General features: G+C 60.1%; 17 protein-coding genes and 1 pseudogene. 9 read left to right on the top strand and 9 right to left on the bottom strand.

Annotated features, from left to right (window positions below):
* Window positions 1-53 precede the first annotated feature (53 nt).
* The 7 genes and pseudogenes from ACLHHB_RS10765 to ACLHHB_RS10735 all read left to right on the top strand — a co-directional run bounded on the left by ACLHHB_RS10765 (window position 54) and on the right by ACLHHB_RS10735 (window position 9,705).
* Window positions 54-644, top strand: coding sequence for a LolA family protein (locus tag ACLHHB_RS10765; protein ID WP_410218284.1), 591 nt, complete (start codon window positions 54-56; stop codon window positions 642-644).
* Window positions 645-730: 86 nt separating this feature from the next.
* On the top strand, window positions 731-1,975 hold the full coding sequence (locus tag ACLHHB_RS10760; RefSeq protein WP_410218283.1) for an MFS transporter: 1,245 nt from the start codon (window positions 731-733) through the stop codon (window positions 1,973-1,975).
* A 57-nt stretch (window positions 1,976-2,032) separates the two neighbouring features.
* Window positions 2,033-2,800: a 5'-nucleotidase, lipoprotein e(P4) family gene (locus tag ACLHHB_RS10755; RefSeq protein ID WP_410218282.1), complete on the top strand. Its 768-nt coding sequence runs from the start codon at window positions 2,033-2,035 to the stop codon at window positions 2,798-2,800.
* Between the two features lie 44 nt (window positions 2,801-2,844).
* Window positions 2,845-3,579 (top strand): annotated as a pseudogene (locus tag ACLHHB_RS10750) (5'-nucleotidase, lipoprotein e(P4) family); the annotation flags it as partial.
* A gap of 1,040 nt (window positions 3,580-4,619) precedes the next feature.
* Window positions 4,620-4,940, top strand: coding sequence for a hypothetical protein (locus tag ACLHHB_RS10745; protein WP_410218281.1), 321 nt, complete (start codon window positions 4,620-4,622; stop codon window positions 4,938-4,940).
* Window positions 4,925-7,078, top strand: coding sequence for a glycosyltransferase family 2 protein (locus ACLHHB_RS10740; protein WP_410218280.1), 2,154 nt, complete (start codon window positions 4,925-4,927; stop codon window positions 7,076-7,078). Before ACLHHB_RS10745 ends, ACLHHB_RS10740 begins: the two co-directional genes overlap by 16 nt.
* Before the next feature lie 119 nt (window positions 7,079-7,197).
* Complete coding sequence (locus ACLHHB_RS10735; RefSeq protein ID WP_410218279.1) at window positions 7,198-9,705, top strand: glycosyltransferase family A protein; 2,508 nt, start codon at window positions 7,198-7,200, stop codon at window positions 9,703-9,705.
* Window positions 9,706-10,282: 577 nt separating this feature from the next.
* Here the strand turns inward: ACLHHB_RS10735 and ACLHHB_RS10730 are convergent.
* The 3 genes from ACLHHB_RS10730 to ACLHHB_RS10720 are packed head-to-tail and all read right to left on the bottom strand — an operon-like array spanning window position 10,283 to window position 15,023.
* Window positions 10,283-11,275: a hypothetical protein gene (locus tag ACLHHB_RS10730; RefSeq protein WP_410218278.1), complete on the bottom strand. Its 993-nt coding sequence runs from the start codon at window positions 11,273-11,275 to the stop codon at window positions 10,283-10,285.
* A 26-nt stretch (window positions 11,276-11,301) separates the two neighbouring features.
* Complete coding sequence (locus ACLHHB_RS10725) at window positions 11,302-12,894, bottom strand: glycosyltransferase (protein ID WP_410218277.1); 1,593 nt, start codon at window positions 12,892-12,894, stop codon at window positions 11,302-11,304.
* Window positions 12,891-15,023 carry an HAD family hydrolase gene (locus ACLHHB_RS10720; protein ID WP_410218276.1) on the bottom strand — a complete coding sequence of 711 codons (2,133 nt, stop codon included), beginning with the start codon at window positions 15,021-15,023 and terminating at the stop codon, window positions 12,891-12,893. Before ACLHHB_RS10720 ends, ACLHHB_RS10725 begins: the two co-directional genes overlap by 4 nt.
* 284 nt (window positions 15,024-15,307) lie before the next feature.
* On the opposite strand from ACLHHB_RS10720, the gene ACLHHB_RS10715 reads away from it, so the two are divergent.
* Window positions 15,308-16,288, top strand: coding sequence for a glycosyltransferase (locus ACLHHB_RS10715; RefSeq protein ID WP_410218275.1), 981 nt, complete (start codon window positions 15,308-15,310; stop codon window positions 16,286-16,288).
* Window positions 16,289-16,333: 45 nt separating this feature from the next.
* On the opposite strand, the gene ACLHHB_RS10710 is transcribed toward ACLHHB_RS10715, so the two are convergent.
* The 6 genes from ACLHHB_RS10710 to ACLHHB_RS10685 form a co-directional block, all read right to left on the bottom strand.
* Window positions 16,334-16,927, bottom strand: a complete 594-nt coding sequence (locus tag ACLHHB_RS10710) for a hypothetical protein (RefSeq protein ID WP_410218274.1) — start codon at window positions 16,925-16,927, stop codon at window positions 16,334-16,336.
* A complete protein-coding gene (locus ACLHHB_RS10705) occupies window positions 16,924-17,742 on the bottom strand; it encodes an ABC transporter permease (RefSeq protein WP_410218273.1) in 819 nt (272 codons plus the stop codon). Before ACLHHB_RS10705 ends, ACLHHB_RS10710 begins: the two co-directional genes overlap by 4 nt.
* Window positions 17,739-18,461, bottom strand: a complete 723-nt coding sequence (locus tag ACLHHB_RS10700; protein ID WP_410218272.1) for an ABC transporter ATP-binding protein — start codon at window positions 18,459-18,461, stop codon at window positions 17,739-17,741. Before ACLHHB_RS10700 ends, ACLHHB_RS10705 begins: the two co-directional genes overlap by 4 nt.
* A complete protein-coding gene (locus ACLHHB_RS10695) occupies window positions 18,458-18,895 on the bottom strand; it encodes a hypothetical protein (RefSeq protein WP_410218289.1) in 438 nt (145 codons plus the stop codon). The genes ACLHHB_RS10700 and ACLHHB_RS10695 overlap by 4 nt, the downstream gene beginning before the upstream one ends.
* A gap of 169 nt (window positions 18,896-19,064) precedes the next feature.
* Window positions 19,065-20,036 carry a YVTN family beta-propeller repeat protein gene (locus tag ACLHHB_RS10690; protein ID WP_410218271.1) on the bottom strand — a complete coding sequence of 324 codons (972 nt, stop codon included), beginning with the start codon at window positions 20,034-20,036 and terminating at the stop codon, window positions 19,065-19,067.
* An 8-nt stretch (window positions 20,037-20,044) separates the two neighbouring features.
* A complete protein-coding gene (locus tag ACLHHB_RS10685) occupies window positions 20,045-21,232 on the bottom strand; it encodes an ABC transporter substrate-binding protein (RefSeq protein WP_410218270.1) in 1,188 nt (395 codons plus the stop codon).
* Between the two features lie 137 nt (window positions 21,233-21,369).
* Between ACLHHB_RS10685 and ACLHHB_RS10680 the strand changes: the two genes are divergently transcribed.
* Window positions 21,370-21,705 (top strand): DUF2380 domain-containing protein (locus ACLHHB_RS10680; protein ID WP_410218269.1); only part of this gene is annotated, 336 nt, incomplete at its 3' end.

The raw sequence follows: 21,705 nt of genomic DNA, 5'->3' as shown, positions 1-21,705 counted from the left end.
CCATCCACCAGACGTGATGTGCAAGATTTCGGCGAAAGGATAAGATCGGCGTCATGAACATACGCACCCTCGCACTCGCGCCCGCCCTTCTTGTCTGCATGGCCTTCCCGGCCTTGGCAGAACGCATCTCGCTGAACGAGATTTCACGTTATCTCAACAGCCTGTCCACGGTGACGTCCCAGTTCACCCAGATCAATCCGGACGGCACGGTTTCGACCGGCACGGTCTATATCCAGCGACCGGGCCGGGTCCGTTTCGAATATGACAACGACCCTACGCTTGTTCTGGCTTCGGGCGGAAACGTGGCCATCTTCGACGGCAAGTCGAATAGCGGGCCGCAGCAGTACCCGCTGTCGCAGACGCCCCTGTCGATCATTCTGGACGCCAACATCAACCTGAGCCGCCAAGGCATGGTCGTCGGCCACAGCGAAAAGAACAATGCCACTGTCGTCACCGCGCAGGACCCCCAGCGCCCGCAGAACGGCAACCTCCAGATGGTCTTCACCAGCCCGACCGAACTGCGCCAATGGGTGGTGACGGATGACAGCGGTCAGAAAACCACGGTCATCTTGGGGGAGATGCAAAAGGGCGGCTCGATCCCGTCGTCGCGCTTCTCGATCCAGAATGAACTGGGACGCCGCTGAGGCCGATTGCGCCCCTACATTTGTGTGATTGACGCAAAGCGTCCCTCGGGGCAACGCTGTGGCCTTGATCCATCAAGGCCGCAGCCATGTCATCCCAAGCCCGCATTTTCACGCCGGTCCTGATCGGCGGCTCGCTGATCCTGCTGATCAACTTTGCCCTTCGCGCCAGCTTTGGCGTGTTCCAGATTCCGGTGGCCGAGGATTTTGGTTGGCCGCGGGCTGAATTCAGCCTGGCCATTGCCATCCAAAACCTGGCTTGGGGAATCGGCCAGCCGATCTTCGGCGCGCTGGCAGAGCGTTGGGGTGATCGATGGGCCATCATCCTGGGCGCGTTCCTTTACAGTGCCGGCCTGATTCTGACTGCCTTTGCCACCACCCCGGCCGGCGTGCAGTTGCTGGAGATCATGGTCGGCTTTGGCATCGCGGGCACGGGCTTTGGCGTTATCCTGGCTGTTGTCGGCCGCGCCGCCAGCGACGAGAACCGCAGCATGGCCTTGGGGATTGCCACCGCGGCCGGATCGGCCGGACAGGTCTTCGGCGCCCCTCTGGCCGAAATCCTGCTGGGTTTTTACCACTGGCAATCGGTCTTTGTCATCTTCGGCGTCATCGTGCTGGCGACGCTGCTGTTCCTACCCATGCTGGGCGACGGCAGGCCCGCCACCCGATCCCAGTTGGAAGACAGCATGGGGACAGTCCTCAAGCGTGCTTTCCGCGACCCGTCCTATCTGATGATCTTTGCAGGCTTCTTTTCCTGCGGCTATCAGCTTGGCTTCATCACGGCCCATTTCCCGGCAATGATCACCGAGATGTGCGGCCCCATTGATCCCGCCGGCATGCTGGCGGGTTTGGGAATCACCACGACCTCGGCGCTCGGGGCCATTTCCATATCGCTGATAGGGCTGGCCAATATCGGCGGTGCGATCCTGGCGGGTTACCTGGGCAAGCGTTACACCAAGAAGTACCTGCTGGCAGGAATCTATACATTGCGGACCATTGCCGCCGCTGCCTTCATCCTGACGCCGATGACGCCCGCCAGCGTCATCATCTTTTCACTGGTCATGGGAGGGTTGTGGCTGGCGACGGTGCCGCTGACGTCGGGGCTGGTCGCCTATATCTATGGGCTGCGCTACATGGCGACGTTGTACGGTTTCGTCTTCCTGTCGCACCAGATCGGGTCCTTCATGGGAGTCTGGCTGGGCGGGTGGCTTTATGACATTTCGGGCGACTATCTGCTGGTCTGGTGGATCGGCGTCGGTGTCGGAGCCTTCAGTGCGCTGATTCACCTGCCCGTGCACGAGGCGCCGCTGCGAATGCCGGCCCCGGCTGTTTGATCCCTTGAGCCAGGGTTCAAGGGGTCGTGTTTTAAACTGAACAAGAAGGAGTTGCCGATGGCGATCACACTGACCCGCGCGACACTGACGGCGGTGGCACTTCTCACAGCCTTCGTTGCCCGGGCCGACGGAGTGCAGGATTGCGAAGTCGCCCAGTTCACCATGGGCCTGCGCTTCCAGCAACAGTCGGCCGAGGTGCGTGCCTTGCAGTTGCAGGCTTACAACATCGCCACGATGCGGCTGGATCAGGCCGTCGAAAAGGCTCAGGATCCGTCCACTTTGGCCGTGGTCGCCGACCTGGACGAAACGGTGATCGACAACACCCCCCTTCTGGCGCGTGATCTGGCCAACTGCCACAGGTATGACACATGGGATACGTGGCTTCCCTGGGAACGTGACGGCATCCCCGGCCTGATCCCCGGCGCGATGGATTTCCTGAACCACGCTAATGACCTTGGCGTCACCATTCGCTATATCTCGGACCGATCCCATGAACAGAAAACGGATACGCTGGCGGCACTGACCGCGTTGGGTCTGCCGCAGATCAGCGAGGAATCGGTCCTGCTGCTGGGCCCCCCCAAGGTCGAGCGGCGCGACATCGTCAGTGCCGATCATGATATCGTCCTGCTGCTGGGCGACACGCTGCATGACTTCGACAGTCGCTTTCGCAAGACACCGCTGGACGAACAGCGCACAACCGTGAGCGAGGAGGCCGGGAAATGGGGAGCGGAATGGATCGTCTTCCCGAACGCGAGCTATGGCACATGGTCCGAGGCTCCCTTGACGGCATGGGCGGCACCGCCGATCGTCGAGCCTTGGGAATAGCACGCGTTTGACCTTGGGATGCGCCCGGCCTAGCGTCGTGGCGCGCGACCCAAGGATTCAGCATGACCGCCCACCGCACGCCTATACGAACCCCGCATGATCATGCGATCGCCATCCGCTATCAGCAGGCCTCGGCCGAAGTGAAGGCGCTGCAACGGCAGTGCTATGCACTGGCAACTCTGCGCCTGAAGGCAGCGGTTCAGGATGCAGGCGGTGGGACAGGGCTCGCGGTCCTCAGCGACATCGACGAAACGATCCTCGACAACAGTGCCGTCATGGCTCTGGCCATGCATCACGAGAACATGTTTCACGACGCCGAAACCTGGAAGCTGTGGGAGCGGGAAGGCGACCCGCACCTGATCCCGGGCGCGGCCGAATTCTTTGATCTGGCCGACCGCCTGGGAGTCACGATCTTCTACGTTTCAGACAGGTTCGAGGAAAACAAGCTTGCCACCATTGCCACACTGTCACGGCTTGGGCTGCCACAGGTCCGGGCGGAACAGGTGCTCTTGTTCGGGGCCCCCAAGGCCGAACGACGGGCAATGGTAGAACGCGACCACCGGATCGTCCTGCAACTGGGTGACACGCTTCACGACTTTCACGGTGCTTTTGCCGACGTGACCCTGGAGGACCAGTACCGCCTGACCGAGCATCATTCGAGCCGTTTCGGTCAGGACTGGATCGTCTTCCCCAACGCAGCCCATGGCACATGGATGGAGGCCGAACTTCGTCCCTGGAATGTCGCGATGAACAAGCCCGAAGAAGAGTCACTTCTGTAGGTAGCAAGGCATGATCGATTTGAAAGGCTTTGCAAGCCCCCTAGTTGGGCGACCAAACCGCAGCCTGCGCAAAAGGCTTTGATAGTTGGGCTGGGGCGGCGCTGGCTATGGGATTCTTGTGATGGCTCGAACGTTCAGCAGCCAACGTGCTCTCGGGGTTACCATCGGCTCGTTCTGTGATCCAGTATCGAAAACACTGATATCGCGGTTCAGATCAGCCACGAGATTAAACAACAATCGTCCCGCCTCCGACAGATGAGAATCTTTTTCGTGAATAGACCAGCCAGCATTCCCATGAGCACGATCTTGCAAGACACTTGGGCATACTTCGCAAGCTGACCACAGGCCGCAACGAACGGCCTACGCTGTCGCACCAGTCGACAGTGCGATACGAGCGCAGATCTCCACCACAGGACAGGCCCAGACGCTGCACTGCCATGCAGGTTGCCTTTGCATCGGCTGTATCGGTTCATTGCCGATTCACAAAGGCCTTATCCGAACCGGCAGCATCAACCGCTTTCTGCAAGGATCAGCCTGATACACGGGTCGGAACAACGGCCATTTTTCTACGACCAGATAGCGCGCCGACCCACAACGGGATCGGGGCCTCCACGCCATCAGCTTTGGGTCTTTGGAAAATCTCTCATTATCATTGCTAGACGCGTCTGCTTCAGCCTGAAGCTTCGTGCGCTTGCGGCGGGTTTGTTGGCATCGGCAGGCAGGCTCTGCATCCGCCTACCTGTCTGGATCGAGAGCACACTGGACCAGAGGCGTCGCTGCGACACCCTCCTTTCACTTCATCCTGAGCTACAGCCTATCCATCCACAAGGCAGCGAGCAACGGAACGTGAAACCGATACACAGCGGATCAGGTTCATACCCGTTCCCACGGCCCTCTTGTGAAACAAGCCTCGGGCTTTTCAACGGTCATTCGCTGGAAGAGTGCCATTTGAAGCCGCCATGCATGTTTGCTACCAATTTCTGCGGCACCGAATGCAGAGGAATGCAAAACGGTGCCTGAAAAGCGGGAAGGAACAGCCTTTGACAACCGATCGTGACTCATCCGAAGCCTGCAAGGCTGCGATTGCGGCACGGTTCGCCGAGATTGCAGTCTTGACCGGACTGGTCGAGGACCTGGAGGCAAGACTGGTCCAATTGACCGCACAACATGATGATCTCGTTCAAACAATCGAGCGCCTGAAGCAGAACGAAGAACAGGCCAGCCTCATCAGAAGCAATCTGGAAGACGAGAACAGGCGGCTCAAAGCCCATATTCACGACCTGCTGAACAGCACATCCTGGCGAATGACAAGCCCACTGCGCAGCGCCGTCACGGTCTGGCGAACATGGAAAAGGCCATGACGGCTGCAATGTCGTCCAAGCAGATCCTGCTCGGTTGTCCTCTGTTCGACGTGGACTGGTACAGGCAGGCCTATCAGGATGTCGATTTGCTTGGCATGGACGCGGTTAATCACTTTCTTCGTTATGGACGCCTCCTGCAGCGCTCGCCTGGTCCTGTCTTCGATACGGCATTCTATTTGAATACCTATACCGACGCCGCCGTTTCCCCGGAAAACCCGCTGCTCTTTCACCTGAAGACCCAAGCCGGCGCGCATCGGCCAGTGAACCGCGGCCAGTTGCGGGCCTTGGTCACGGCTGAACAGGTGCGAGCTGAAGCAGACTGGCTGTCGGAGGAGTTGGATGGCCCGCGCCCACTGCTCTCTTATTGTCTGGCTGCACATGAATTGACCGAACAGTTCAAGCTCGGGCTTCAGTTCAGCCTCGCTGACAATGACAGTTTGAGGCAGAGCGTTGAGTTCATCGTTACCGACCTTTCCGATGATGCGCGCCTTCAGGCTTGGGCAGAAGCAGAGTTCGGCAACGATTTGCGGGACGGTTATCTGCGCCTTGCGCGGGATGGTTCGCATGACGGGAACCCGAGAAAGGCACAGAATGCGTTTCGTGGCCTGCTGCGCGGGCAGATCTACTGCAACATGAACGTGGGGGATCTGATCTCAGCGAATGACACGCGCACTGTGATGGACGTTGCCCGGCGGTTTCCCGATGGTTTCGTTCTGCATGACCCTCAGGATGCGTGGCAGGCACATGTCAGCATGCCCAGCTGGATCTATCGCAACACAGGTTACGACACCCGGTTGCTGCCTCAGCACCAGGACCAGATGGATCTGGTCATGGCTGCCCTGTGCCGTTACCCGCACCTGCCTTTTCTTTTCAACAGAATGGAATCGGCTTTCACGCAGCCGTCCTTTTACCAGGATTTCGTGCAGGCGCAGGGGCTGCCAAACCGAAGGTTCATCTGCGCCAGAGAAACCGAAGGTCTGCCAGCCCAACCCGGCGCCCTCCAAGAAGCTGACCCGCTTGAGGACGTCAGGCAATTCAACGCGGCCTTCACGGTGATGCAGCATCTTTCAGACGCAACCGTAAAGCAGGAAATTCTTCACAGGCTGAACCGGCACAAGCATCGGATCATGGAAGCCCTTCCCGAGACAAGGGTGCTGGGAACGCTCTTTGAAGGTGCGGCTGCTGAGGGGCTGCGCAGGGCCGGACAGGATGATATCTGCCTGTTCATATGCGTCCGCGACGATGAGGACTTTCTTCGGCATCTTGTGCCGCATTATCGCGCCCTTGGCGTGACACGCTTCTTCATCGTGGACGATCATTCGAGAATCCCTGTCCGATCATTGGATCTGGGTCCTGATGTTGCCGTGTTCTGTCCGAAGGCAGGCGATTTCCGCACCTCTAAAACCTTCTGGCTGGAAGGCCTGATGAAGGTCTTCGTGCAGGACGAGGCCTGGGTTCTGACCGTGGATGCGGATGAGTTTCTTCAGATACCGTCGCCATTCGGAACCTTGTCCGATGTCACCAAGGCTCTGGCAACACAGGGGCAAGACTTTGCCCCCGGTCTCCTTGTCGATATGCTTCCCTCACCGGATGCCGCGCATCTTGACCTGCATGACCCTGCGGCCTCGCTGACACTCTTCAGTCATTTCCTTTGCGATCCCTCTGCACCCGAGGCATCTTATCTCGATGACCACACGGTAAGCTGGGGCTTTGGTCCTTTCGCAGCCCTGTCGTGGCGCTTTGATGTGCGGCACCGCCTGTTCGGAAGCATTGACTCGCTCAGAAAACTCCCCTTGTTCCGATACCGTCCAGAACGGCATCCCAATCAGGGATTTCACACATTCGACCATCTCGACCCTGACCGGATGCCTGGCCCGGAAATCTGGGAATGCTACCCGGTATTGCCGATCTTTCACTACAAGCTGGCCAAACTGTTCAACGATACGGCTCGCAATGCCATGAGGGTACGGGCACCCGCCTATCATTCGCAAACGGCCGTGAACATTCTTCACGCAGTCGAACAACCATCGTCGTTCCTGATGACGAAGATCGAGGCGTTGCGACCGCACCTTCTTCCCAAGGACAAGGTTCAAGTTGTCACTGAAGCCTTCAGGAGCAAAGCCGCGGCGGGGGGATGATGCCATTTCAAGCACCGGCTTGCCGCAATGCGGGTCGCAGGTCATAGATGTCACCCGACTGATCGGGTTCAGGTCGGTCTTTTCTGGATGATCCGTGGTTGCCAGTGGGGCACAGGCGCATGACGACGAACAAATATACAGAAGCTTTGGGGCCGGTTTTCCTGTTCTGGATATCCCAGCTTCACGACCGGCTGATTGCTCATGAGGGTCGGAAAGCCCTCTTTTACGCTCCGACGGGGAAGCGGATCGCCGATCTTATCAACGCTTATGCCGGACCAGAAGCGCCTTTCGATTCCGAGATTTTTGCGATGGCACCGGTATCTGCCTGGGCGATTGCCCTTTCCGACCCGGAGACTTTTTTTCAGGCGCAGTCGTTGACACCCCAACTGGTGGGAGAAGGCAGCCTGGCAGACGCTTGCCGCCTTGCACTGCGAGAATATTGGCACGAAGAGGACCCGCGTTTTTCCGCGCTTGGCGGCCTCCGTCAGCCCTGCACAACGGACAACCTTCGCGCGCTTATTGCGGCGAATGATCCTGCATCTCGTTTCTTTCGTGAACAGCTTTCCGCTGAGCGTGCGAAGATCGGGGAATGGCTGGAGCAGCATCTCATGACAAAGGATGACCGGTTCGAAAACCAGCGATATGTACTGGTCGATACCGGAACGGGAGTTTCGGTCCAGCACCTGATGTCAGAGGTTTTTCCGGATCTGGATTTCACAGGTCTTTTCTTCGGCCTGTCAGATCAAAGGGCCATACCGAATGTCGAGGGTCTGGTGCTAAAATCCTCCGAATATCACGAGGATCAGCCAGAAACGGTTCTGGCTCTGCACCGTGACCTCGTAGACCATGTCCTTGCGCCCCGTGTGGCGCAGGAGATGCCTCGCGCTGGTCCGCATGACCCTGTGATCCGCTCGTGGCTGCAGACAATCGCCAGTGAACAGCCGGACCCGAAGGATGATGCCATCTATCTGGGAATTCTTGATCATGTGCGCCGCAACGCGCACCTATCCAAGGACCGCATACTTGCCGAACACAAACAAGCCTTGTCTGACCTTGCCGCGATACTGGTCACGCCAGCGCACGACGATGCCTTGGCGCTGTGGGCAAGGCCGGATGGACAGACAGCCACTTCGAAACCGTGCGGGGCGTGGATCCAAGGCCAAATCGCCCTGAAGCACCGGGGCCAGCAAGCGCGGCAGATGCAACTGCAAGCTGCAGGTCTGGCCAAGGAAAACATGTACTTCACCGCCCATGAACAGCAGGGCCTTTCGGAGCGGGCGCGTAACTTTGCAGAAGGCAAACCGGCTGGATGGCATGGCTCGGTTGCCATTGTGACCCGCACAAAGGATCGGCCCCTGCTGTTCCGGCGCGCGGCCCAATCCATTGCTGGGCAAAGTTGGACGAACTATTGCTGGGTCATCGTGAACGACGGTGGCGAAGTCGCTCCGGTACATGAAATCATCGCAGGAAGCGGCATTGATCCTGCGCGCATCACATTGATCGACAACGTCAGCAGTGTCGGAATGGAAGCCGCCTCGAATATGGGCGTGCGGGCCGTGGATACCGAGTTTGTCGTGATCCACGACGACGATGACCGATGGGAGTCCGATTTCCTGCGGGACAGCATCGAATTTCTCCAATCGTCCCGAGCGGCTGCGGCTGATTTCGAAGGTGTCGTCTCCCGTACCTGGCGGGTATCGGAGCAGATTGAAGGTGACGACGTTATTCCTCATCTCAGCGAGCCCTATATGCCTTGGGCGTCCGAAATATCCTTGGCGCAGATGGCGGTGGGTAATTTCGTGGCCCCGATCAGCTTTCTTTATCGTCGATGGGTTTATGAAGATATCGGCGGATATGACGAGCGCTTGCCGGTTCTGGGGGACTGGCGGTTCAATCTCGATTTCCTGATGCGCGCGAATATTGGTTTCTTGGACCGGTATCTTGCCCATTATCATCATCGTGACAGGGGTGACAGCAGCCGGGACAGGGTTTACGGCAACTCCGTCGTGAATGCGAGCGATCTGCACAGTCAGTACTTTTCAGTGGTGACGAATGGTATCTTGCGCGATCCTGCAACACCGGATGGCCTGCGGCTGATCGTGGCCAATGCTCATCAGCAGCGTGTGATCGAAGGCAACCTGGGGGGCATTCGAGATGGCCTGCACCAGCTTCGGCAGCGCCTCGATCAGCATATCAAGGAATCCTCCCAACAGGTTGATCCATTGCCTGTCGTTGACCCCGAGGTGCCTATTCCGGGTATGCTGCCGCAGGGCGACCGTCAGCACATCGTTCGATCCATGCAGGCCGCCCTGCCCTATGCAACTTCTGTCAAACACATTCTGGCGCGACTACGGTGGGACATCCGTCTGGCCAAACTGGACGATCCGAAAATAAGACAAGCCTACCTGCCCAAGCTGCTGCACCTGATCCCGAGTCCGGCCGATTTCGACCATATCACCTATCTTCGAGATCATCCCGAGATCTGGGCGACACGCTTCAACGGGCCGGATGGCTGGCTGCCCTACCATCACTATCTGATGATAGGCATAGACCAAGGTCTTCCGCGCCCGACGCTGCCAGCCATGGGATCACCTGACAAAGCATCCTTCAAAAAGGACGATGCCTAGTGTCAGGACTTGTTCTTGCTCCCCGGCAGACGAGGAGGGTTGCGTCCAATGCGATCGCGGAAGGGGGGCGGGGCACCTGTCGTGAGCTCTCGGACGACCCGTCTTTCGTCCTTCAACCGAGACCGAAGATGATCGCGATGCACTTGCGTCCCTTGTGGTGGCTCTTATCGTATCTCGCTGTTGTTTTGCGAGACATCCGGCCGGGGGCGCACGCTCTTGTTCCCCTGTTCTCCAACACTTCTTTTCTCCGGGTCAGCATCCTGTCCCCGGTCTGCCAAAAGCCGGTCAGTCCCGGGCAGGCACCCCAACAGCGCCGCCGCCTCGGTATGGTCGCCGTTTCTGACCTGCCGGTCCCTATCCTCTCCGAGCGTCGTACCATCGCAAGCCGGGGCGCTTGACGAGGAGAATGCCGCTCAACACCCGCAGATCATCGACATGCGGGCGGCCACGGCTCTGGGAAGGAAAGGGCGAAGGCGCGCCACCGGCGCCTCGGTCAGCCAGAACAAGGGGCTCATCCAGCAGGTCCCCTTGCCAAGCCTAAAGCTCTCAGAGGAGCAGAAACCAATGGGGCTGGAGGCTAGGTCGCAGAGGTCATCCGCTTGATCAGATCATATGCAAGGCCGTCATCGTCGAACGTCTCCTCAAGCTTTGCAAAATTTCCGGTTCTTTCACTCGTTTCCTCGTCAGAACCCAGATCGGCCAGCGCAATATCTACCCGTCGGTTCACAAGCCTGCCGTTGGACTCGTCGAATTGTCGAGCGATCGTACGAGCAGCTTCCTTCCCCAATTCCAGTTTCTGGAAGTGCGGCAATTGGTCAAGAACAGAGCGCAGGTGGTTCCGTTCCTCTCCCTGCGCCTTGTTGATGAGGCGGATGTAGCGCCAGTCGACGAAGGAATTCTCCCGCTCAACCTCGGTCCAACTTGCGCCTTCATTGCTGAGGCCGAGAATTTGTTTGAACAGGGGAATGCTGCGTGGATTGTTCTTGTAGGAAACGAGCTTGACGGCATCTGCACCGAAAATCTCTTCCCACGCATGAACCAAGGCGTTGTAGTTGAAACGGGGAAACTCTGGTGACACGTTGCTCAACCACTTGCGATTGATCGTGAAGCCAAGGCGCGAGAATGTCGAAGCCAAAGACAGGCCGTAATCGATCTGCGGGCGCAGGCAGATGATGATCTGAATGTCATCAAACACACTCAGCAGGCTGGACTTCAGGCGCAGCAGTTCGTCTTGGTTTCTCAAAACTGCCTGCAATCCTTCATCGGATATGAAGCAATGATGATACCCATTGGCCCGTGCATCGGCGACTTCGGCATGGAATTGCTGGCGAAGCCTGTTACGGAACGAAACCAGCGCTTCTTCATCTTCAATGCCTCGTATGCGATAGGCGATCTTGTCACCATTGACGAAATCGGACGCGAACACGGAAGCCTTGATATGACGCGATGATCCAAGGCTCTTAGGGTAGAAGACGCCTTGCTTGAGCAACTCCGCCCGGTTTGCGGCCATCCACTTCTGCAGGGATGTCGTACCTGTTTTCTCGGTTCCGATATGCAATGTCAGCTTCATTGAAAGACTCCGTCGATCCTTGTCGTTCACGCTTGCGCGCCGTAACGGGCCATCAGTTGGTCCACATGCGCGGCCAGCGTGGGCATCTGCAATTCCGCATCGAAGAATGACTGGCGCAGCGCTGCATCGCGTACAAGCCTGCCCAGCCTGCTCCGGAAATCAGCGGCGTTCCCAGCCTCGAATACGAATTCCTCCGGGCGTGTCAGCGTCTGCTTGGCCCCCACGTTCGAAGACAGAAGAGATGGCACGCCAAGCCTCGCCAACTCAACCGTCACCTGATTGAAGGTTTCCCACCAGATCGAGGGCACGATGTTCAGGTCGATCATCTGCGACAACGCGGCCAGCTGGTCACGGCCATAGCTGGGAACAACCTGCACGCTGCGGAACCGCGTCTGCAATTGTGCCAACTGGCGCTCGCGCTGTGGAGACAGCCGCGCAACGATCAGCAGATCGACGCTTTTGCGATAAAAGGGGTCGTTCAGTTCGGCCAGCGCATCGATCAGGAACGGCAAACCCTTCGACGGGATGTCATAACCGATGAAGGACAGTGTCAGGCCTGCCCCCGTCTCGCCTTGCTTGGCTTGCGACGGGCGGTTGGTGCGCAGGGCTGCACGCTCGCTCAGCGGAATTTCGATATCAATGGGCAGAAGCAGCGTTTCGACCTTTGTGCCCGGCGGCAGAAAGCGCATCGCCGTTTGTCCGCACAGATCCGAAACCGCGAACAGCCCATCGGCATTGTCGTGCAGGGCTTGGCCATTCGCCTCGCGCCACTGCCGATAGGCATGGCCGTCCAGAATGCGGGCTCCGGGCTCATGGGGAACGGGCGGACGAGTCTTTGGGCCCGCCTTCCAACCATGCATCGCGCCGGCTTGGGACTTCGGGCGCAGGTGCCAATGCCGAAAGCCGGTGCGCAAGCCGGTAACGATATCACGTGTCAGGTTCTTCAGCGCCGTCACATAGGACTTGGTGCCAGCATATGCGTCGAACAGGAAACCTCCCAAGGGATGGCCCGCCAGGCCATGCCCCTTGATCGATCCGCCAACACGGTCAAAGGCGATCAGGTTCTCCATCCGCCGCTCATGTGCAAGACAGCCGACGCAGCGCTGTCCATCCCGATAGTCGGTGCAAGGCAAGCGGTTGTCGTAAAGCAACTCGATCTGCGGACACAGGGGCATGTAGTTGTGGAACGTATAGAAGATGCGTCTCAGCTTGCCGCCCTTGGGCAAGGTCAGCACATTGGCGCCCAGCCCTTCCAGATTATGGATGTGGAAAGCGTCAAAGGGGCCATGTCGCTCGATGAACTCTGCCACCAGACGCGGGGTCACGTCATCGCGAAGCCAGCGATCGACCGAATGGAACGCGTCATGGGCCGGCGCCTTGATAGGCGAATTGACCAGGGTGAACGTCCGCAGCCGCGGGTTGTCATACACATTCGCGGTTTCTTCGATCCCCGGCTTGCGGTTGAAGAAACGGTACCGATCACCCGAGGACAGGAACCAGACCTCCACTCCCTCGCGTGACAGAAGTTCCTGAATGACGTTGCGCAGGTACATCGTGACGCCGCCGCCAGCCATCACGGGGCTGTCGAACTGGGTCCAGTTGTAGATCAGGATCTTCATCGGGAAATCAAACCTATGACTCGATTGAGAAGGGGGTTCAGCCAGCCCAGCCGACTGGCGGCCATGCTGCCCTGAACCCACCGATCCTCCTGCAGGCAGAGCGACAGGTCCGCGCGCAGGCGCCACGGCCGCACCCGTCTCAGAAGGCCGCCTTCGACTATTTCCGTCAGGCCTGCCTGATGAGTAAGCCCCCCCACGGCCGCAAGTGTGGGGCGCCTTGGACGGGCAAAGCGGTGGACGATGGCGCGGCTGATGGCAGCATCGACATCGTGATCACCAACAGGGGTCAACCGCAGCAGGCGATCGATCTGACGTGCGGTGCGCAGGACGCGGGCGCGGCTGACCGGTCCTTCGTCTTCGCCGCCCGGACCAAAAACAGGCTGCATCACCTCCTGCATGTCGAGGCGAAAATCGCGCAGGCTGCCCCTGCTGCGATCAACGGCAAAGGGTTCCAGCCAAGCAAAATTGAAAGCCGCCGCCCGGTCCCGCCAGTCGGATCGGCCAACCATGACAGGGTCCAGCATCGTGGCGCGTGGATGCAGGCGTGCCAGGTTCCCGGCATAGAAACGGTTCGCCGCGAACATCATCATGGTCATCCGCGTCCCGAGCTTCCGGCCCTGCGCTTCCAGCACATACATATGTTCGGACAAGGACTTAAGCACCGTGCCGGAATAGCCGATGTCGACCAGCAGGATCCGTTGGTCCGGTGCAAAGAGGCCCTGTTGATCCAGATAATCGGTCACCCGCTGGCGTTTCGCCTGCAAGGCGGCGTTGAGCCCCGCCAAGACGTCGGGCATTGCCATCAGGTCGTCGAAGTCGATATCCGCATCGGGAGCGCCACCGATGCAGGCATCAACCTGCGGGCTCATTCCCTGCATCTCGCCCATATCCTCTGCCGTCAGGGCAAAGGTTTGAATGATCCCTGCAAGAGATGCAGGCATGTCCTGCATCCATTGGACATGGTGCTGGATGTAGCCGGACCATTCGGGATCAGGCCAGGACGGACAGGTCAGCAATACACCAGCGCGCCGGCTGAAGGCCAGATCCTCGAGCCGGGGTAGATCCAGCGATGCCGCTGCGCCACTGTCCTCGATGACCTGGCGCAGAAGCTGGTGATAGATCGTCCCGTCGCGCGTCAGGAACAGCACCCTGTCGAATCGCCCCTGACAGGCCGTGGCAAGAACCTGGCGCGCAAAGCTGAGGAAGCCCGCCGAGATCAGGCGCACCAGGCTTTCGCCTGGATCGCCGGCCTCGATAGCTGTGATTACCCTACGCGTTGCGGCTGGGCGGCGATGGCCGCCCAGATGGCTGATCCGCTCCAACTGGTCCTTGCGGATTTCGTTGTCGCGGTTGAAGTAATGCAAGGCGTCCCAGCCATGCTCACGTGGACGGATGACATCGTTCGTCCAGTTGTCGCCCAGATGCAGCCGCCGCCAGTCATGGCTTCCCAGCGCGTCATCCACATGATCAAACATCAGTCCGCTGTTTTTCGTCACGCCGACGTCACAGGAAACGAAGACGTGGTCGAACAGACCGTCAAGCCCGTGGTCCTTCAGGATCAGGCGCAGCCAACGCTCTTGCAGATACATGTCCGAAACCAGGATCAGCATCTTCCCCTGTGCCCGAAGGCGCACAAGGAAGTCGCGCATGGTCGGGTCCACCGTCAGTGCCCGGCGCTCTGTCTCGATTTCGAAGGCGATGAGGGCTTCCACGGCACGCGAGCGGCGGCCGGCATCGGCAATGTAAGGCGCCAAGGCCGTATCGAAGACATCGGCCAGATCGATCTCGTTGCGATAGGACGGCCCAGACACCATTCCGCTGGTCTTCACCGCCTCCTGATGTCGGCCACGGCAGTGGATCAGCAAGCCTGACGGCAAAGGACCATCGTCGCCGGCAATGACGCGCTCGCCGAACTGTGCGGTCTTGAGATGAACATCGCCGATCGCGATTTCGCGCCAGATAAGCGTGTCGAACAGGTCAAAGCTGATCATCCGATAAGGACCGAGCAGTGCGGTCAACTGGTCGGGATGACTGAAATTGTTGCTGTCCAGACCCAGATGTCCGAACTTGCGCCGGGCCGCCTCCCGCGCTGCCCGTTCGGGGGCCAGCATCGCGGCGATCCGCGTCATTTGAGATGCAAGCAATACGGGCCTGTCCTGCGATAATGGATCATCGGCGATCGGTCCTTACCGGCCGCGTTGGCCCTGATAGAGCCCCTGTGCCCCAAGCGTCAAGGACACCACCTTCGGTTCAGGGACCCAATTGCCCAGAAAACCTGCATCCGAACCCGCGTCCTTATCTCCATGGACCGAGGCCGGCGGTTGCCGCAGGCAGTGGCGCCATGCTAGTGCAAGCCCATGCCTTCAAAGGCTCAGGCACCTCTGCCCTTCCGGATTGATGTGATCACGCACCCATGGACCATGACGCTCTGACCATCGCTGCCGTCGTGGTGACGCATAATCGCTTGGACAAGTTGGCCGTGACGGTGACCCGGCTTTTGTCAGAGCCGGTGAAAGCCGTCATTGTTGTCGACAATGCCTCGACCGACGAAACGGCGGCCTGGTTGCAGGCGCAGGATGACCCGCGCCTGATCGTGCACCATAGTCCTGAGAACCTGGGTGGAGCAGGCGGCTTTGCCGTTGCCATGCAGGTGGCGCACGAACGTACCGATGCCGCATGGTATGTCCTGATGGATGATGACGGGCGTCCCGAAGCCGGATCCACGGCGGCCTTTCGTGCCCTCGACCTGCAGCACTGGGATGCAATCGGTGCGGCAGTGTTCCACCCCGATGGCCGGATCTGCGAAATGAACCGGCCTTACCGCAATCCGTTCTGGAACACGGGCGCGTTTCTGCGCACCTTGGCAAGGATGCCCCTGGGCCGCGGGCGGCGCGGATTTCACCTCAACGACGCCGATTATCAGCCCTCCGGTCCAGTGCAGCCCGTGGACATGAGCAGCTTCGTCGGCCTGTTCCTGTCGCGCCGCGCGGTAGAGCGCGCTGGCCTACCCGATCCGCGGCTGTTCATCTATGGCGACGACCAGCTTTATACCCTGCAGATGCGGCGCAAGGGACTGCGGATCGGCTTTGCGCCGCAGGTCCGGTTCGAGCATGACACTGCCGCACAACAAGGCCAGACGGGCCTGGTGCTTCGCCCGCTGTGGAAGGTCTTCTACATGTACCGCAATGCCCTGATCGCCTATCGCGTCGCGGCCGGACCCTGGTTCTGGCCCTTGGTTCCGGTCCTGCTGCGGAAATGGCGGCGCAAGGCTTCCGACTATGGAACGGATGCCGTTCTGTTCCGCACGATCCTGGATCAGGCGGTGCGAGATGGGCTGGCCGGGCAACTGGACCGCCCGCACGAGGATGTCCTGCGTCTCTCTAGACAAGGCTGAGTTCTGGCGGACGGTCGATACCGCATCACGACTGGGCAGGACAGGTCAGTCCATGTGCGCCGCAATGGCGCGGCCCAGGGCGAAGACGCGCTGTTCCAGAATGACAGGAGTTTCACAGACATAGGTCAGCGACTGCTGACGCTCGGTGAAGATGCGCTGATCCCAATCCAGCGCCGTTTCCTCGGCGTCGATGGCGTCGAAATCAGGGGCATCGGCAGCCTCCAGTTCGGCCATCCGGGTGCGGCGGGCATCGATCCGCTGCGCCATATCCACCTGTGCGCGTCCATAACGGGAGATGCCGGCGATCAAGGCACTGCGATCGCGCTCGATCTTGTCAAAGATCGCCTGCATCAGGGCAACCAGTTCTGCATTCCCAGCCTCGACGGCAAACTCCGCGATGTCGGCTTCGGCCTGATCCAACGGCAGCCGGCGCTGCTCCAGCCGCTCGGCCAGCTGGATGATCCGCGGGTCCCGGGCCAGTTCTGCCGTCGCGTCATCCGGCACGGGTCCTGTCCACACCTGCCCCAGCGACAGATGCGGCTGCTTGCGCTGGATACAGGGCCAGTCGGGGTCTGTTCCCGTGGCCGCAAAGGCGGGACCGGTTGCCATCACGGCCATCAGCAGCATCGGGCGGATCATGACGGGCCTCCTTTCCGACGGGCCCAGAGGCCCTTTTGCGGATCATACATGAAGACGGCGGCGCCAAAGAACCCCGCCAAACATCCTAGAACCACCACCAGTGCGCTCCAGTTGAGCTGCAGGTAGAGGGCAAAGCGGATCAGTTCGACCGCATGGGTGAATGGGTTCAGCGCACAGATGTCGTGCAGCAGCGGAGAGCTTTCCCGCATGCGCCACAACGGGTAAAGGGCAGACGAGGCAAAGAACATCGGAAAGATCACGAAGTTCATGACCCCTGCGAAATTCTCGAGCTGTCGGATGGCCGAGGACAGGAACAGGCCCATCGCGCCCAGCATCAGCCCCGACAGGATCAGCGCCGGAATGACGGCGACATAGCCCCAGACGGGCGGCTTGATGCCCCAGAACCAGGCAATCACCAGAAAGGCGAAGACCTGGATGATCGAAACGACCACCCCGGCCACCAGCTTGGATGCCAACAGGAACCATCGCGGGAAGGGGCTGACCAGCAGCGTCCGCATGGCGCCGGTTTCGCGGTCATAAACCATCGACAACGAGGACTGCATGCCGTTGAACAGCTGGATCATCGCGACAAGGCCCGGCGTCACGTAAACCTCGTAAAGGATATAGGTCTGATAGGGCGGCGTGATCGAGACACCCAGCACTGCACGAAAACCGGCGGCAAAGATGAACAGCCAGACCAGGGGCCGGACCAGTGCGGCCATGAAGCGGCCCCGTTGGTTGACGAAGCGCAACGTTTCGCGTCGGGCAATGCCCAGAAAGGCGGTCAGCCAGCCCGAGGCGGTCGGATGGGTCATGCCGCGATCCCGGTCAGGTGCAGGAAGGCATCCGTCAGCCCCTTAGCCCCTGCAATATCGGCGGCGCGCCCTTGGCGCAAAACTTCTCCACGATGCAGGATGACCAAGGCATCGTCGGGTTCGATCTCGTCCATGATATGTGTGGCCCAAAGCGCTGAAACCCTGTCGCGGGCAATCAGGCGGCGAGTCAGGGCCAGCACCTCGGCCCGCGATTTCACGTCAAGCCCCACGGTCGCCTCATCCAGCAGCAAAAGCGCGGGACGGTGGATCAGGGCGCGCGCGATCTCGGCACGGCGGGATTGGCCGCCAGAGAGCGCCGTGACGCGCGCGTCGGCCTTGTCTGAAAGATCGACCTGCTCCAGCACCTCGTCGATGCGCGGCCGTGCCAACCGCCCCGGAATGCCGTGCAAGCTGGCGTGATAGATCAGGTTCTGGCGGATCGTCAGGTCAGCATCCATCGCGCGGCTTTGAAAAACGACCCCCAGCCGGGCCAGCGCCTGCGAAGGCTCGCGACGCAAGTCATGGCCGCCGACCCGGATGGTGCCGGAACGGTTGTTGTAAAGACGGGTGATCAGCGAGAAGAGCGTGGTCTTGCCCGCACCGTTCACCCCCAGCAATGCGGTGAAGCCGCCATGGGGCACGGACAGCGACACGTCCTTCAGCGCCTGAACGGCGCCGAAGTTGTGGCTGACATGGTCGATCTGCAGGGCGGCTGTCACTGGATGTTGAACACCGCTTGCAGAGTGCCCCCCGAGGATCCCGGCACCGACAGCGTATAGCGCCCCGGCAGCACCGCCACAAAGCTGAGAACAGCCGTTCCGGCACTGTCGAACTCGATGCTGTGCACGCCCATGGGGCGGATCTCGATGTCCTCGATGACGATCTCGTTGATCCAGATGGCGCGGAAGAAATCGCCTCCTGACAGAGCCAGTTCCTGGCTGCCATCGGCATTGATCTCGATCCGGTAATAGCCGCCAGACTTGATCATGTACTCGGACGAAGCGACAGGCTGGCCCGAAGCCAAGGTCAGAGGAGCCAGATCCGTGCGGTTGTCGCGGGCCAGCAGGCCCGAAAACCCGTAGTCGAATTTTCCTGCGGCCTCGTGGACGCCCGCCTCGTCCCCGCTTTCGCCTTCCTCTTCGTCGTCATCCACTTCGTCGCTGACGGCCCCGCCCTCTGCCGTGGTCTCGCCCATGGCAGTATCATCGGCCGGCGTCTCGGTATCCTGCGCCGTGGCAGGCATTGCCAGGATCAGTGCCAAGGCCGCGCCCGACATCAGCTTGCTCAGCATGGTCATCAGTCTCTCCTCCTCAGGATGTCTCTCAGTCAGGTGCCACCACCACGCCCCAAGGTTGCTGGCCCACTGCGACCGAGCGCACCACCTCATTGGCCGCGACATCGATGATCGACACATCGTTGGAATTGCCGTTGGTTGTGTAAAGGTATTTTTCGTCCGGAGAGAATGCCAGTTGCCAGACCCGCTGACCAACCAGCAGATAATCGATTACCTCATCCGTCTGTGCGTCGATCACTGCCACACGGTTCGCCGGTCCTAAAGCCACGAACAGCCGAGTTCCGTCCGCGGTGACACGCGCGCCCACCGGCTGGATTGCCTCGGGAAGGACGCCCGGAATATCGAAGCTGATCTTCTTCGTGATCTGCTGCGTGGCAGGGTCGATCACGCTGACCGTTCCGCCGATTTCCGAAGTGACATAGAGTTTCGATCCGTCAGACGTGTACTGGGCAAACCGCGGGCGGCTGTCGACCAGCACGTTTGCGGTGATCTCATAGGTTTCCGAATCGATGAAATGCGCCATGTTCGTCGTCTCGGACGTGTTGATCACGACCTTTCCATCGGGGCTGACACCCATGCCCTCGGGTTCGACGCCAACCGGGATCTCAGCCAGCATCCGATGTGTCCGAGTGTCAACCACGGTGACGATGTTGTCGTCCTCATTGGCAATGAACAGCGGGTTGCCGGAAGGATGCAGCACGAACAGTTCCGGATCGGGCCCAGAGGGAAGCGTATGCAGCTCCTCCATCGTGTTCGGGTCAAAGACGCGCACCAAGTTGTCGTCCGAAACGCAGATATACAGTTCCGTCCCGTCCGGGCTGATGGTGATGCCGCGTGGCCGGTTGCCCACGGGATAGGTGCCGATCACCTCCATGGTTTCTCCGTCCAGGACGGTCACGTCATTGCTGCGTTCGTTCGTGACAAATACCCGGTTGGCCAACGCGGCATCAGCCGAGATCAGCAAGGCAAGTCCGGTGGTGGCAGAAAGCAGATGTTTCATGTCGCCTCTCAGAATCGGCATTCGGTTTCGGGGCGGTCGATGCCCAGCGTGTCCAGCTGACTGGTCTGGTGCAGATACTGATCCTGCGGACTGACCGATGTGGTCAGCACCCCTGTCGTCAGCAGGATCGGCTGGCGCACCTGGTGATCCCAATCACGCACCGTCAGTGCCTGGCCCTTGAATCCGGCCACATCGAAGTCGGGGGACAGGATGAACTGCTTCAGGACCTCGGGGTCGCCGGATTGCGTCCGAGTGGCCGCCTCGCCCACGATGCGCAGGGACAGCCAGGTCTGGTAATCATCCTCGCGCATCTGGCGGTTGGCGAGGCGTTCGAACCGGTTCTGGAATTGCGTGCCGCCCCAGGCCTCCATCGCCGGATGCCAGCTGCGCGGCACCAGCCCTGCCGAGCCGGCCACAGGCCGCGCATCCCAGGTCAGGTAAGGCATGTAGGCCGCAAAAACATCGGCCTCGTCAGCAGTGACGACAATGTCATGCTGCGCGGCGCGTTGCGTGAAGACCGGCATCTGCGCCTGGACCTGCACGTGGCCGCTGTCGGTGCGGCGCGCGCCGCCGGTGTCTTCGTATTCCCGTTCTTCGACGATCTGCGCTCCGAATTTGGCGGCTGAACGCCGATACGCCTCGCCCATGGCCTTGTCCCGCGGGTGGCTGCCCTCGATCAGGAACCAGCGCGTCCAGTTCTTCCACATCAGGAATTGCGACAGGCTGTCCGCCAGCATCGCGCGGCTCGGCGCGACATGGATCGTGTTGAAACGGCAATCCTGCCCGCGCAAGTTATCCCCCCGCGCCCGGGCATTGAGCAGCATGGCCTGATCGCCCACCTGGTTGGCCAATGCCAGGGTCGTTTCGTCATCCGCCAGAACCACGATGAACTCGATCCCCTGGTCCAGCAGTGACTGCATCATGACTGCGGCGGTGTCGGGACTTGCCGTGACCTCGGTCGTATCGAAATCCTGTCCCATGAAGCGGCCGGTGGTGGCGTTGTCCTCGATGGCCAGGCGCGCCCCGGCGAAGCCCAGGTCCTGGGGGGGCAGGTCCAGCCGCGAAATCGGTGGCAGGCCCGGATCGTCCACGCGCAGCACCGCGGTCCTGATCAGCACCGGATCAGCGACCTGAGCCGTGACGGGTTGAGCCAGTGCCACCGCACCGGCCAGCATTCCGATGATTCCCTTGAACATTGATCTTCTCCCTGACGCCATCGTGAGGGGCGGCCTGTTATCCCACAAGCCGTTTAATCTTCCCGCCGCGGCCGGGAAGTTTTGGCTAATCCCTTTGTCTTATGGACGATAGGTAGCCGGGGGCGCATGGTCGTGGCATGACCGTGCTTTGCCGCCTCGTGATCCTTTGCCTGACATTTGTTCCTGTCGCCGCAGCGGCACAGGAGGCGGTTACGCCGGGCAAGGCCACATGGTTCGGCATCCATTATATCGACACGTCGACCGAAGGCGCGATCAATGGCGTGCGGGAAGATGAGACTGTCAGGATCGCGATGATCAAGGATTACGTCGCCAATGCCCTGACCGAACGCGGCTTCCCCATAGTCGAGCCCGCACCCGAAGATGTCGCGCACATTCTGAACCCTGTTCATTCCAATGGCGCTGATACCCGTATCGCCGCGGCCATGGGTTGGAGTACACGATCGCCGGCGAGG

Origin of the sequence: Paracoccus sp. (in: a-proteobacteria) (assembly GCF_046462195.1) — a bacterium.
GTDB lineage: Bacteria > Pseudomonadota > Alphaproteobacteria > Rhodobacterales > Rhodobacteraceae > Paracoccus.
This window is presented reverse-complemented; position numbering and strand designations above follow the sequence as displayed.

What these genes read in the sequence shown, in the direction of transcription:
- ACLHHB_RS10725 (WP_410218277.1), bottom strand. Translation starts at nt 12,894, where the DNA reads ATGAAGATCCTGATCTACAACTGGACCCAGTTCGACAGCCCCGTGATG.
- ACLHHB_RS10755 (WP_410218282.1), top strand. Translation starts at nt 2,033, where the DNA reads ATGGCGATCACACTGACCCGCGCGACACTGACGGCGGTGGCACTTCTC.
- ACLHHB_RS10720 (WP_410218276.1), bottom strand. Translation starts at nt 15,023, where the DNA reads ATGACGCGGATCGCCGCGATGCTGGCCCCCGAACGGGCAGCGCGGGAG.
- ACLHHB_RS10730 (WP_410218278.1), bottom strand. Translation starts at nt 11,275, where the DNA reads ATGAAGCTGACATTGCATATCGGAACCGAGAAAACAGGTACGACATCC.
- ACLHHB_RS10710 (WP_410218274.1), bottom strand. Translation starts at nt 16,927, where the DNA reads ATGATCCGCCCGATGCTGCTGATGGCCGTGATGGCAACCGGTCCCGCC.
- ACLHHB_RS10740 (WP_410218280.1), top strand. Translation starts at nt 4,925, where the DNA reads ATGGAAAAGGCCATGACGGCTGCAATGTCGTCCAAGCAGATCCTGCTC.
- ACLHHB_RS10685 (WP_410218270.1), bottom strand. Translation starts at nt 21,232, where the DNA reads ATGTTCAAGGGAATCATCGGAATGCTGGCCGGTGCGGTGGCACTGGCT.
- ACLHHB_RS10690 (WP_410218271.1), bottom strand. Translation starts at nt 20,036, where the DNA reads ATGAAACATCTGCTTTCTGCCACCACCGGACTTGCCTTGCTGATCTCG.
- ACLHHB_RS10760 (WP_410218283.1), top strand. Translation starts at nt 731, where the DNA reads ATGTCATCCCAAGCCCGCATTTTCACGCCGGTCCTGATCGGCGGCTCG.
- ACLHHB_RS10715 (WP_410218275.1), top strand. Translation starts at nt 15,308, where the DNA reads ATGGACCATGACGCTCTGACCATCGCTGCCGTCGTGGTGACGCATAAT.
- ACLHHB_RS10705 (WP_410218273.1), bottom strand. Translation starts at nt 17,742, where the DNA reads ATGACCCATCCGACCGCCTCGGGCTGGCTGACCGCCTTTCTGGGCATT.
- ACLHHB_RS10765 (WP_410218284.1), top strand. Translation starts at nt 54, where the DNA reads ATGAACATACGCACCCTCGCACTCGCGCCCGCCCTTCTTGTCTGCATG.
- ACLHHB_RS10735 (WP_410218279.1), top strand. Translation starts at nt 7,198, where the DNA reads ATGACGACGAACAAATATACAGAAGCTTTGGGGCCGGTTTTCCTGTTC.